This window comes from Salmonella sp. SAL04157 (genome assembly GCF_046551635.1).
GTDB lineage: Bacteria > Pseudomonadota > Gammaproteobacteria > Enterobacterales > Enterobacteriaceae > Salmonella > Salmonella enterica.
This window is the reverse complement of the sequence record NZ_JBGDVS010000014.1, coordinates 56446-69133: the sequence shown is the minus strand read 5'-3', so window position 1 is coordinate 69133 and position 12688 is coordinate 56446. Positions and strand designations below refer to the sequence as shown.

The following is a 12688-nucleotide window of genomic DNA, read 5'->3' as shown; positions in this document are numbered from 1 at the left end:
GCAATTAAAATATAAATAACGAATATTCAGATTAACTGAATGATTACCATTGCTAAAGTCACACTAACGAATTCGCATCACAACAGAGAGTCTGTTAAGGATGGTCAATATTCTTACTCCGTTACTGTGATACCTAAATACGCCATTAGGTAGGATGCCTGCTCGTAATCAATTTTAACACCCTCCAGATTGGTGCGACGGATATCAAGCTCACCCGTGACAGCTCTTCTGAGGTCACAGTTCGTGACATCAGCAGCACGCCAGCTGAAGCCCGAAAAATCCCCTCCGGAAAGATCTGACCCACTGAAATTAGCACCTGTGACAACCGTCTCGTTCCAGAGATTTTCACAAAGTTCACACTCCTCCAGTATAACACCTGAAAAATCAGCGTAGCTCAGGTTACTTAGAGTCTGGGACTAATTTTTTTCATAAACCTTGCCAGGCGGAAATTACATCCCATCGCGCGGCATTCCCTGATTTCAATACCGAACAGATCTGCATTCTTAAATATACTCATTGTCAGATCACAGTTCACAAAGCAGGCCTCCTTGAGGGTGGCTCCACTAAAGTCACATCCTACCTGTTTATCCGGGTGCCAGAAATGGCAATTAACAAATTGCGTTTCTGTCAGGTCAGTTTCTGAGAAATCACAAGCGTAAAATTTTGCCCCTGAAATTTTCTTACCCGTAAACTGATCAAGCGTAAATTTTTGTTCAGCATAAACCGGTATATTCATTAGACCTCCTGTCATATAAGGTGACATGATGATAATTATGAAGTCTTGCTGGAATTTATAAGTTATCTAATGTCAAAAGAAATGCGTCAGGAATAGTTAATATTATCACTTACTCATGAAATTGAGTCGGATATAATATCCAGATAAAAGGCCAAGTTACGGTTGTCGATACGACTTCTTTACCTGAAGATGCCATTACCCGCCCTCAGTTCTATGACCCTGATACTGTCACTTTCCAGTGACAACCTGGCCGTTTTGCTGCTATTGAGGCCTACAGTAACGTTCACTGAAATGATGACCAGCGTTTAAAGCGTGGAAATGATATGGAGTTAGTGCTCGCCGCAGCCTCACGTCCCGAGCATAGCGAGTTAGTGAGCGAGGAAGCGCAATGGCTTAACACTGTCATGTCACACGGTACGCTCCAAGGGTTCAGAGGGCGACCTTACGAAGTTATTACCGTTATCCACAGGCCAGATCTAATTATTTGGATCTAATGAGGATCTTATAGAGGATCTAAATATGGAACTGAACGGATCTAAACGGATCTAGCTACTGTTTTTACCTTTTAAATCAATCGATTATAAGAAAAAAAGTTCCTGCTATCATGTAAGAAGTTCTTTCTAACATGCAAAAGGTTCCTGCCGTTATGCAAAAAGTTCTCACTCATATGCGAAAGGTGCTTGCTATCATGCACTAAGGTTCCTACTATCATGCAGTGAAAGTTCCTGCTTGCATGCTTTTCTCTCTGGAAGAGTGCACAACTTACTGGATGTGGATAAATTAAAAATGTCTAATTATGACAGCGACTTAAATCTGCATATTGAGAAAATTAATCAGTCTTCTGGAGATATTGAGCACATCATATCCTCCTCTACAAAGAGTATTCAGCCTCTGTCTCTTCTCCGGTTGAGTGTGTTTACTCCTGTACAGGCCGTTGAAAAGGGAAAAGTGCAAGGAAGTGATCCACGGACACCTATCGATGCTATCAACGACTTTAGACAGTTAGAGATCGTCGAGCGGGAAGGTTACACCTCTGCCGTTATTACTGGTCCTAAGCTGGACCTTGATACGGACTTTAAAGTCTGGGTTGGTGTCGTTTCGGCTTTCACTCACTATCCTTCTGTTAATGGCGTGATAACTATGAGTTTTGCAGAACTGGCAAGGTTCTGTGATATAGACTCGCGTCAGGTAAATAAACGGTTGAAGGAACGTCTTTCTCGTTCTATCTCAAAGCTAAGTTCAACGTCTATCCGGTTTACCAAACAAACCCCTGAAGGTGATGCGATCGCAACGACTCACCTGATAGGTTCGTCTATTGCGGACCCTGAAACAAATACAGTAAAGCTGGCTTTTGATAATCTGCTCTCTGACTTCTATAAGCTTGATATCAAAAGGATTTTGAAGTTAAAGGTACTTAACAGCTTAAAACGTAATGAAGTTGCAAAAGCGATTTACACTTTCCTCGAAGGATTGCCGAACAAACCCGGGGAGATACAAATCGTTTCTGCCTCAAGATTAATGGTACGTCTTGACCTCAAATCAGAGCAGAAAAAGCAGATTTTCATAATACGTAAAGCTCTTAAAACACTGACAGAGATAGGTTATTTGACCTACGAAGAGAAATTTAAGCGTGTTAATGGTAAAAGAGAATTCTATTTTCACATCCTTAAGCGCGACCCGGATCTCGGTGAACCAGTCAGAAGGTCGCTGCCATCTGAATGAAAAGTTCCTGCTAACATGCACTGTGACATGTTAGCAGGAACCTTTTAGCTGCATAGAGAACGCTATCATATTCATTGACTGCTGCTACCCCATCTTCCACGCTCTCTGGATCGCCAAAGGCATGAAAAAAAGTGCTTTCACAGCCTTAATTTTACCCACTCACATACCAGCAGGAACTTTTATCAGGTCGTTTTTGATGAGAACTGCATTACAGTAAGAACTTTTTTATAGAGCATCACAGCAGGAACTTTTGTTCCCATGTGGATTGACGCTGTTAGTTGTCGGTGAATTACCTGGCTGCTTTGACAGATTTTTCAATTCAGAAGCAAAATCTGCGAAACCAGCCGTGACAGAACGGAGGCTACTGCATCAGGTTTTGCCAGACCACGCTCAAGCCATATCACCTGCAGATGGACAGCTCATCCGTTATGCATATTGCCCGGCAGAGTTGACTGCTCCCCGCCCGATTGGGCGAGGTCTCCAGGGGGCATTCTGATGAATTGCCAAACGGACAATTGAAGCAATTTCCTTCAAGACAAGTCTTGTCTGCATCTTTCTTATTGGTTTTCTTTGTCAGTTTCGAGACTCAGTTACAGGTCACGTTTGCTTCAGGATGGTGTTAATGTAATTGGAGGCTGGTTGATATCAAGGAAGGAGTTCCGTGGTTAAAAGTATCCACCATATTGTGCAACATCGAACAGGTATCTCCGGTGTTGACGCCATGTCGATGCTGACAGAGCACTCATTTCCCCGTCACTCACACGATCAGTTTGGGATCGGCATAATGACGATGGGTGCACAGCGCTCATGGAGTAGTCTTGGAAAAGTCGAATCCCACACTGGCGATATTATTATGGTCAATCCCGGTGAAATGCACGATGGAGCCCCGATTGACGGTGTTCGTGGGTGGCACATCGTCTATCTCGATCCTGGAGTGGTCAGACGTGAGGTCGCAAATGACATCTTTACCAGCGATCTGGAGATCCGACCGGTTGCGCAGGATCCGTTGCTTGCTGGAGAAATACTAAGATTCTTTCGGGAACTGAGTGATCCAGCGCCTGACCACTTTGCCAGAGAAGAAGCCCTTCTTTGTTTCCTGATGCGCGTTATGCAAAGACATACAATGGGTGGACCCCGAAACGCTAATAAGACGCCAGGTACTTTACTGGCAGTGCAACGTTTGGAGGATGAGCCAGAAAAACCGGTCTCACTCGCGTCACTTGCTGACTTATGTGGCCTGAGTCGGTTTCAACTTTTACGCAGTTTCTCCAGGGAAATGGGAGTGACTCCACATGCTTATCTGATTCAGCTGCGTGTAAGCAAAGCTCGCCGACTACTGGCTACAGGAAAAAGTCCTGTAGAGGTCGCTTTGCTTACAGGCTTCGCCGATCAGAGTCATTTAACACGGGCGTTTGTTCGGCAGTTTGGTGTGACGCCGGGCCGTTATCAGGCAGCTATCTTATAGATGGTGTGTGCAATATTCTTCAAGACGACAGGAAAGGCAGGAATAGATACTGGCATTAACTCACTCACACAAAAGAGGGCGTGTAATGCAGTTTTCCTACGATCACTCAGTAAGGGACAAATTTCCAGAGCTGAAGACAGCTATCATCACAGTTGACGGTGTATCAAACACAGGTAACGTATCGGCATGGATAGCCCACTTTCAGGATATTGCCGCTACAAGACTCGCGGGCACTACTGAAGGTACTTTCCCTGAAATCCAGGCCTGGAGAAAAGCATTCACTCGCATGGGTCACAAGCCGACTCAATACCGCTGTGCATCGGAAGCTTTACTTCGCCGCTTTCGGTCTGAGGGCACACTTCCTTCCATTCATCCTCTTGTCGACCTTTGTAATTCGGTATCGATCGCTTTTGCTATCCCGATTGCAATCTTCGATATTTCGAAGATTGAAGGATGTCTGACGGTCAGACATGCAGATGGCAACGAACTCTACGAATCCTTTAATGGTGCAATTGAGTCCCCGGAAAAAGGGGAAGTTATTTTTGCCGATATCTCGGCAAGGGCGCACGCACGTCGCTGGGTCAACCGGCAAAGTGGTTACTCTGCCGTGAGGGAAGGAACACAGAGCGTCACGATTATTGCCGAGGCGATGCATGATGAGGCCAGTGCCGATATCGACCGGCTGAGCATTGCTCTCCGACGAACTATAGCAGAGAGCTGGCCCGGGGCATTGATTTCGGAGGGAGAGGTACAGTGAACATCGACTTTCTGTTAACTTCACTGATTGTGGTAGCCTCTCCAGGTACAGGCGTGCTCTACACAGTTGCCAGTGGGCTCTCGCGTGGCGTCCGGACTGGTGTGGTCGCAGCATTCGGTTGCACGCTCGGTATTATTCCGCATATCTTGGCCGCAGTGCTGGGGCTTGCCGCTGTCTTCACCACGAGTCCAGTGGCGTTCGACATAGTAAAATATGCAGGTGTCGCCTACCTCATCTATATGGCCATTATGACGCTCAGGGAAAAAGGCCCGCTTCAGATTGATGATAAATCAGAGACCAGGTCCACTGTGAAAATAATCATTTCAGCCATCTTTCTAAATTTGCTGAATCCGAAGCTTCCTATATTTTTTCTCGCATTTCTTCCGCAATTCGTGGAATTGAATGATCCGAATCCGGTTTCGCATATGTTCAATCTGAGCGCCATTTTCATGTTGATTACGTTTATAGTGTTTGTATTGTACGGCACATTTGCTGCATTCATGCGCTCCCATATCCTGTCGACACCGAGAATTCTCAGGCTGATGCGGATCACTTTTGCGGGGGGATTCATTGGTCTTGCTATAAAACTTGCAGTAAGTCACCAATAGGAACAGAAACATGGGTAGCATACACGAGATCGATTTTTGTTAAGGAAGAATGATGAGCGAAAAAACATTAAACGGACTTCCCCGATACCGGCTTTTAACCGGGCCTGACGATGCCTCATTCTGCCAGCGCGTGTCTGAAATGCTGGATAAGGGATACGAACTGTATGGGTCTCCTTCGATCTCTTGGGATCCCGAAAAAAAAAGCATCATTGCAGCACAGGCCGTCATACACAAAAAATTCTCGGTTTGACGTTCGCGCAGGGGATATCCGCATGCACACCAGCTATTGGGTCCGGCTCTGCACATTAGGTCAAATCTGAGCTAATAAAGCTTAGGGTGTCATTTTGCCCTCAGCCGGAACCGACCCCTTAGTGCCACAGCATTCCGGCCGGACAATTCCCGACGTTAAGCAGACGGTTAACCCAGTTTTGGTAAGATATTAAAGACGTTTCCAAACCAGCACAATATCACAACAATACCGAATGTAATCACCATGGTCGGAATAAAGCGTCCGCCCCAAACGGTAAAGATCTGGTCAGGGAATTTCTGTCGTGATTTAAGTGCCAGAATAGCAGGGATAATGACCGCCCAGATGGTTGCGCATAGCCCGGCACCGCCAATGCCGTAAATAAATCCATTCGGGAAAATCAGATACAGGAGCGTCGGTGGCAAGAAAGTCAGTAGAACGGTTTTAAAACGGCCTGTGTGCGAGTTATCAAATTTAAATAAATCGGCAAGGAAATCAAACAAGCCCAGAGTGACGCCAAAAAATGAACTGGCGACGGCCAGATTTGAGAATACCAGCAGGCAAAACTCAATCATGCCACTCTGATTAGTCCCCAGGAATGAACTGACCAGGGCGTCAACGTTCCCTCCGGAAGCAATGATTCCTTTGAAGTTTTCGCGAGGAATATTACCCATCGTACAGTACAACCAGAAGAGATAGATAAACAGGGCAAGAGAGGAACCCAGCACGATACTTTTTATTAATTTATCTTTTTTCTTACCATAGCAGATGATCAGACTGGGAATATTACCGTGAAAACCGAAGGAAGCCAGACATACCGGGATAGCCATAAAAATGTAAGGGAAGTAGGAATGGCTTTCTCCGCTTGCACCACTGGTCCCGCTCAAAATCGAATAGTCGACCTGAAAGAAAAATGAACCAAAGACGATAACAAACGCGAGTATTTTAATGCCGAGAAATAGTGAGGTAATTCTGCTTGCCGCCAGTGAACTAAACCATAGAACCGCAGCGACAAAAAGTGCAGTACAGACTCCGATGATTCTTGGGTTGACGTGCGAACCGGAATGCATGGATAGGGTTTCACTGATGATTGCACCATTGGCTGATATATAGGCATAAGTCAATATATACAGAACAAAAGCGACGGTAATCCCACTGAAAATATTCCATTTATTGCCAATTAAATCTTTGGTGATGGTGTTAAAACTTGAACCTACGGGGTAGTTTAAATTGGCTTCCAGTAACAATAATCCTGAGTGCAACATGGAAAACCAGGATATTATTAATATAAATGCTCCCCAAAAAAACCAGGCGCCGGCGAGATCAACGGGTAATGCAAACATCCCCCCACCGATCACGGTTCCAGCAATAACCATAATGCCCCAAAAGGATGAATGCTTGGTATTGGAATTTTCTTCCATTTTAGCCTCTTATCTGGAGTTGTATATCATCATTATTCTGTTTTTATATTAAGGTAAGAGTGATGAATGGCTATATGTTATAGCCATTCATCATGGATGATAAATTATCAGATTTCTTTAAGGCGAGCGGTAAAGTGGCGTAACACTTTAGGCTCATAAGTGAAAGTTAGTCCCTTGATGTTGCTGGCATTTTCTTTCACATGGCTGAAGGCTTCAATAATAAAATCCATATGCGTCTGGGTATAGGTTGCTCGTGGAATAGTTAAACGGAGCAGTTCCGCCGGGCAAGGTAATTGCGCGCCGGTTTTAGGATCTCTGCCCAGTAAGAATGAACCAATTTCCACCGCCCGAATACCTGCAACTTTGTATAACTCACACGCCAGTGCCTGCGCCGGGAACTGCTCTGCCGGAATGTGAGGCAGTAACTTTCCTGCATCAACAAAAGCAGCATGTCCCCCAGCCTGTTGGCAGGTTACGCCAATGGCTTCAAGACCATCAACCAGATACTCGATCTGGGCAATACGATAGGCCAGCCAGTCCTGATTCATGCCATCTTTAAGACCTACTGCAAGGCGTTCCATGGCTCCGCCTTCCAGACCGCCGTAGGTTGGGAAACCTTCCTGGAGCACACAGAGTGTTCTGCACTCGGTATAAACATCCAAGTAGCTGTCATCCTTGATGCACAGCAATCCGCCCATTGGCACCATGGCGTCCTTTTTCGCTGACATTGCCAGCATATCGGCATACTTATACGACTCACGAGTGATCTCTTCGATACTCCAGTCCTGATAACCTGGTTCCCTTTGCTGGATAAAATAAGCGTTTTCAGCAAAGCGAGCGGAATCCATGACGACGGGAATATCGTATTTTTTCGCAATCTGATACATGGCTTTCAGGTTTGCCAGGGAAACAGGTTGACCGCCAGCAGAGTTGCAGGTGATGGTGGCTACAATATAAGGGATGTTATTGGCGCCAACTTCCTGAATACCTTCTTCCAGCTTATCAAGATCAAAATCACCTTTAAAATCGTGACGTACAGATGTGTCAAAGGCTTCTTTAATATAAACATTTCGAACCGTACATCCGTTTATCTGACTGTGTCCCTGAGTTGTATCGAAGAAATAGTTGGAGAACACCACCATTTTAGCTCTGTCGAGACCTTTTTCCTGCTCACGCTTGCGGATTAAAACCGGAATATAAATTTGCTCGGCTCCGCGTCCCTGGTGAGTCGGAATAGTATACTGGTAGCCAAAAATATTTTTTACCGCATCGGCAAGTGCATAATAGCTGCGGCTTCCACTATACGCCTCATCTCCTCGTAACATCGCTGCCTGCATATTCTGGGTGACTGCTCCCGTTCCGCTATCCGTCAGTAAATCGATGAAAACATCTTCGCTGTCGAGCAGGAACGGGTTCATCCCGGATTTAATGATAGCTTCTTCACGATGTTTTCGTGTTGTACGTTTTACGGGTTCAATAACACGAATACGGAATGGTTCTGGTAAATGTTTGAAGTTATTCATGGTATAATCCTGTATAAAATTTGTATATCACTCTGGCAATAATTCACTGGTTGTGAATTATTGATGTCATCCAGATGAGACTGTGTTTAACTAAGGCGCACGGGTGCTATATATATATCCGGGCGTTACTTGTCTCATGGAAATAATAAAGACGCATGAGCAAATAGACCGTAAATATACAGTGGATGGCCTGAATTATACAAAGAGTGCAAAACAAACAGTTTTATCTGTTTATGTGCATTAGAGAGTGAGAGGTTTAAGGACGATGGTTAACGATAATGGTATCAATGTTGAACCATTTTGAGGTCATATATGTATTAAATAATTTAATCATAATATATCAACCTTTATTAAATATGGTAACATCATTCAGGTCTGTGCTTTTTTTGTCCATTATTTTTTAAATTTATTGTGATTACTATCACGATAAATTTTATATGAGATAATCAGTCCGTAGCCTGCCTGCTATTGGTTAACCGTACAATAGTTTCCGATCTCAATACTGACCCCATGAATGTTGTCAGGAGGCATGGAGGTCCCAGCACGGGGGGAACAGAATACTGACGGTGAGTGGCGGCGGGACCTGGCGTAGCCGGAAACGCAACTTCAATATCCGGATTAAGAATGCCGAGCAGCGCGCAGGCATTCCGGGAATGCGCCAAAGGCGCATAGAGGCGCCCTCAGAAGCTGACCGGAGCACGGTTGTTAATGGCGCCGTAGCCCGGCGCAGCCGGTTACGTTGTTGACAGGTTCCACCAATCCATCCCTTCGCCCTGCTAAGCCATAACCCGCTTATAGCCATGATGTGGTTTCATTAAGCCCTTTTAACTCCGGTGAGCGGGCTGTACGGCGTTTACGACGTACAGGGCGTGATTTCCGGAGCCGTGGTGCCGGCGTAGCCGGTGCCCGGGGGCTGTACAGAGGAACCTGACGCAACGTTACTGGCAGCCACTCAAATGTTTAGTTACATCATCCAGCATTAAAAGCGATGTTGTTCCCGGCCTTCGGCCGGGGCGGCGGCGCTTTTCAGTGGTGGGGAGGGGCTGGATGGTTGGGTGAGCACTGATTTTTGGCTAAATATTTTGGATGTTGTAACTAGTTTTGCTGCTTTTTTGCCCGCCACGAAGGGGTGGGAGCTACCTCTGGTTTTTCCGAACCGGCGCGGACGTGAGTCCGCTGCAAGGGAGGGCATTATTAAAAATATTCACAGTGTTAAAGAAGACAAAGGATCTCCCTGGATGTTTGTTTTCAGGGGATGAATACAGGGGTTAAGACTGTATTCCGGATTTGCTGATATCTGTTTGTGAAAATTCTACGTTATCTGTTTGCGGAAATATGTGGATAACGATATACCTTCATCGGGACCGCCTGTCCTGCGACCGTCATGGTGAGAGAAAAACCGGGGATTAGGACTAAACAACAGAAGCAGGGATAAAAAAAGGCATGCGCAGCCAACACCAGAAACCCCGCAGGGCTGATGCTTGGTAGTTACAGGTACTGGTTTCGGCTAGTGTGGTGGTGGTGTGGCCAGTGACAATTCCAGCTGGTACAGGTTCTGAATGGCCATCTGTTCAAGGCGCTCCGGCGAACACCAGTAAGCCTCATCCGGAGGAAGGGTTTTCATAATGTGACGCGACATTTCATAAATCTGGCGGTCCCGGGGGAGTTTGGCCAGACGGTTGGCGCGTTTACGTGCTGCCCCTTTCTCCCTGCGGTATTTCAGAGCTTCCTGGCTACGCTGCAGATACCAGCGTTTTCTGGCCGCATGGACAGATATATCTTCATTCTCACCCAGCATGCCTTCTTCAATAAGACGCCGACGTTCCTCGCTCTCACGCAGCCGCTTAATCTGCTGTGCCTGCAGTTTCATGAGGTCGACGCCCAGTATCTGCCAGCCAGTGGTAGTTATCCACACGTATTTAGGCAGCCGTTTACGGGATTCCCGGTCCCAGGTTGTTTCTTCAGAAACGCCCAGAGTGCCAAATCGAACCTGTTCAGCGATGAGATTAGAAATGCGGGAGACGGTGACTTCAGTGTCCGGTATGACATTCCCTTTTGCATCCTTTGGACTGAGTTCTCTGGCCAGTCTGGACACACACATCCCCACGGTATGTTTGCCCGCGTCACAGAAACTGACCAGCACCGGCCACAGTGCATCGAGCAGGCGTTGTTTCTCCGGCCGGAAGGCATACTTACGCCCGGCCCGCTGCCGTTCGCGGACATAAAAGGGATGCAGGGACATATGCATACGCAGACTATACCGTCCTGTGACAGGGTCTTTTTTCACCAGACGGTTATAGGCATGACCAAGCTGGCCCCCGAGCGCCTTATAATGCGCAGGACGAAACCAGGATGGATTTTCACATTTGGGTTTGGTGGAGTGCTCTCCGCGCCGGCGACGTGTACTTTTCTTCTCTGGTGTAACCAGAAAAGAAGACGTATCCCCTTGATCGACACTTTGCCAGAAACGAATCTGGTCTTCGGCCGTCAACTGACTCCAGTGTTGAGGATTATTATTGCTATCCACACCCGCCGACACTTATGGCGGTCTTGGGGTATTGTTTTATGAAATGCATGCGTTATAATCTCTCACAGGCCAGCGCCTGCTTTGTGACCCCCTGATATCTGAACAGCCCGCCAAAGTTGACCAGATTTCAGGGGGTTTTTGCATTCAGGCCCCGTTGTTCCGGTGCCTCATCCCTTGAGCATTTCTGGATATGCTCTATCCTTCACGATAGCCCGGCCGATAGCCGATCTCCGTATTTGTCCGTTTTTGCGCTTAATAATCAACTAACACCGAAAATTGAGCGCAAGGTGCGTAAATCTTACCGTTTTTTTCCGGGCTTGCAACTAAAGGATCTTCAGATCCCGGTATGGATCGCCGATTGATTTATCTATATCATGCATGGACCTGCATGCAAGTCATCTTCACTCCCCAGGTCTTCCCTCATCCTTTTTCGACAAAACCACATAATTACACAGGTGAATATTAACAATTAATATTTATCGAATTACAACAATCACTTACATATACCACCCAGCGCAATATGTGACCGAAATCAAAATTTTGATACTTAGCCTGCGCAGAATATTTAACCGATATCGGGCTAACTTTCGATCGAAAAGATCACGAATACATAATTTTCTGGTCGAACGATCTGATAAGCAGATCTACAGCAGCATACTATGCTATAAAACACACTCATTAATAATATTTAAGATCGACAATTCCTATTTTCTTAGATCTTCCGATCGTTTTTAATATATTTAGCAGTCAAAAACACTTTATAAATAAGAATACTCCGCCTTGTTCTTTTTTGTGTGTTTGAGCCTGCCAAGACAAGAAAGTGTTGAGTGATGACGCTGTCAGAACTGCAGCTAACGCGTTTAAGTGTGCATCCATAAGCCTGCTTCAGCGTTATCGTTTAGTACTTTCGCCTCCTGAATGACAGAATGATTCCTGCGGGGATCGGTTCGTGCGGAGCCTTCATGAATATTGAGCAACTTGAACAATATCAGTGGTTTTTAGCCCGATATATCACGGGGGGCCGCAACAGAGAACTTCTGTTTAGCTGGCTGTCGGAGCAACACATCGTACCGTGGACACCGTTGAAGATATCGCATTTTCGTCGTAGCGATAAAAGGGATTGTTATCGTAAACGGATAACCCCTGTATTCCCCGGGTACTTTTTTCTTAAAGCAAATTTTGAAGTCCACAGTATCGCCACCATTCGTTGCCACAGTGCGTTTTGTGACTTTGTCCATTTCGGAGGCACTATCCGCCCGGTAAGGCCGAGGATTGTAGAAGCGCTGATGAGGACCTGGTCAGACCCCACGCTTAACAGTGAAGCACAGACTGAACTGGAGGCTGCATCGCATATGTGGCTTACCCAAAAGCAATACGATTATCTGCTCGACCTGGATATGACGACTGAGCCTGTGTCACGTATAGCCATGCTGTATGACCTGGCCTTTAACACCACGGATACCCTTTTTTCTGATTTTCCATCACCAGAGAACTCTGGAGCCATGTAGCAGGTTCCTTTTGCCCCCTTGTGCAGGGGCATTTTTTTCGTTTCCGGACTGATGCCTGACCGGCACCCTTCATGAACAGCCCTGTTCTTCTGCCGCGTACTGTCACTCTCCTTCCCTGTCCCTGACAGCGGGTAAACAGGCATCAGTCCGGAACCGTTTCCTCTGTAAATCTGG

At 46.2% G+C, this 12688-nt stretch carries 10 protein-coding genes and 1 pseudogene; 6 read left to right on the top strand and 5 right to left on the bottom strand.

Features of this window, described 5'->3' with window-relative positions; translation table 11 throughout:
• Positions 1-113: 113 nt before the first annotated feature.
• Positions 114-736 (bottom strand): annotated as a pseudogene (locus ACLJRE_RS21295) (pentapeptide repeat-containing protein).
• Between the two features lie 753 nt (positions 737-1489).
• Between ACLJRE_RS21295 and ACLJRE_RS21290 the strand changes: the two are divergent.
• The 5 genes from ACLJRE_RS21290 to ACLJRE_RS21270 all read left to right on the top strand — a co-directional run bounded on the left by ACLJRE_RS21290 (position 1490) and on the right by ACLJRE_RS21270 (position 5538).
• Positions 1490-2458: a RepB family plasmid replication initiator protein gene (locus ACLJRE_RS21290; RefSeq protein WP_227255190.1), complete on the top strand. Its 969-nt coding sequence runs from the start codon at positions 1490-1492 to the stop codon at positions 2456-2458.
• A gap of 661 nt (positions 2459-3119) precedes the next feature.
• Positions 3120-3923 carry a helix-turn-helix domain-containing protein gene (locus tag ACLJRE_RS21285; RefSeq protein WP_410957560.1) on the top strand — a complete coding sequence of 268 codons (804 nt, stop codon included), beginning with the start codon at positions 3120-3122 and terminating at the stop codon, positions 3921-3923.
• Positions 3924-4008: 85 nt separating this feature from the next.
• Complete coding sequence (locus tag ACLJRE_RS21280) at positions 4009-4680, top strand: B3/4 domain-containing protein (RefSeq protein WP_410957559.1); 672 nt, start codon at positions 4009-4011, stop codon at positions 4678-4680.
• Entirely contained in the window at positions 4677-5288 is a 612-nt protein-coding gene (locus tag ACLJRE_RS21275) for a LysE family translocator (RefSeq protein WP_410957558.1), read from the top strand. Before ACLJRE_RS21280 ends, ACLJRE_RS21275 begins: the two co-directional genes overlap by 4 nt.
• Before the next feature lie 49 nt (positions 5289-5337).
• Positions 5338-5538 carry a DUF1737 domain-containing protein gene (locus ACLJRE_RS21270; protein WP_234300085.1) on the top strand — a complete coding sequence of 67 codons (201 nt, stop codon included), beginning with the start codon at positions 5338-5340 and terminating at the stop codon, positions 5536-5538.
• A gap of 167 nt (positions 5539-5705) precedes the next feature.
• On the opposite strand, the gene tnaB is transcribed toward ACLJRE_RS21270, so the two are convergent.
• From tnaB to repA, 4 genes are all read right to left on the bottom strand, one after another.
• Positions 5706-6956, bottom strand: a complete 1251-nt coding sequence (gene tnaB / locus ACLJRE_RS21265) for a low affinity tryptophan permease TnaB (RefSeq protein WP_410957557.1) — start codon at positions 6954-6956, stop codon at positions 5706-5708.
• Positions 6957-7063: 107 nt separating this feature from the next.
• Positions 7064-8479, bottom strand: a complete 1416-nt coding sequence (gene tnaA / locus ACLJRE_RS21260) for a tryptophanase (RefSeq protein WP_410957556.1) — start codon at positions 8477-8479, stop codon at positions 7064-7066.
• Between the two features lie 256 nt (positions 8480-8735).
• The gene (gene tnaC / locus ACLJRE_RS21255) at positions 8736-8789 is read right to left on the bottom strand and encodes a tryptophanase leader peptide (protein ID WP_410957603.1); all 54 of its coding nucleotides are present in this window, start codon (positions 8787-8789) and stop codon (positions 8736-8738) included.
• A 1197-nt stretch (positions 8790-9986) separates the two neighbouring features.
• Positions 9987-11018, bottom strand: coding sequence for a plasmid replication initiator RepA (repA, locus tag ACLJRE_RS21250; protein WP_410957555.1), 1032 nt, complete (start codon positions 11016-11018; stop codon positions 9987-9989).
• Between the two features lie 950 nt (positions 11019-11968).
• On the opposite strand from repA, the gene ACLJRE_RS21245 reads away from it, so the two are divergent.
• Positions 11969-12514: a transcription termination factor NusG gene (locus ACLJRE_RS21245; RefSeq protein ID WP_410957554.1), complete on the top strand. Its 546-nt coding sequence runs from the start codon at positions 11969-11971 to the stop codon at positions 12512-12514.
• Positions 12515-12688: the final 174 nt, after the last annotated feature.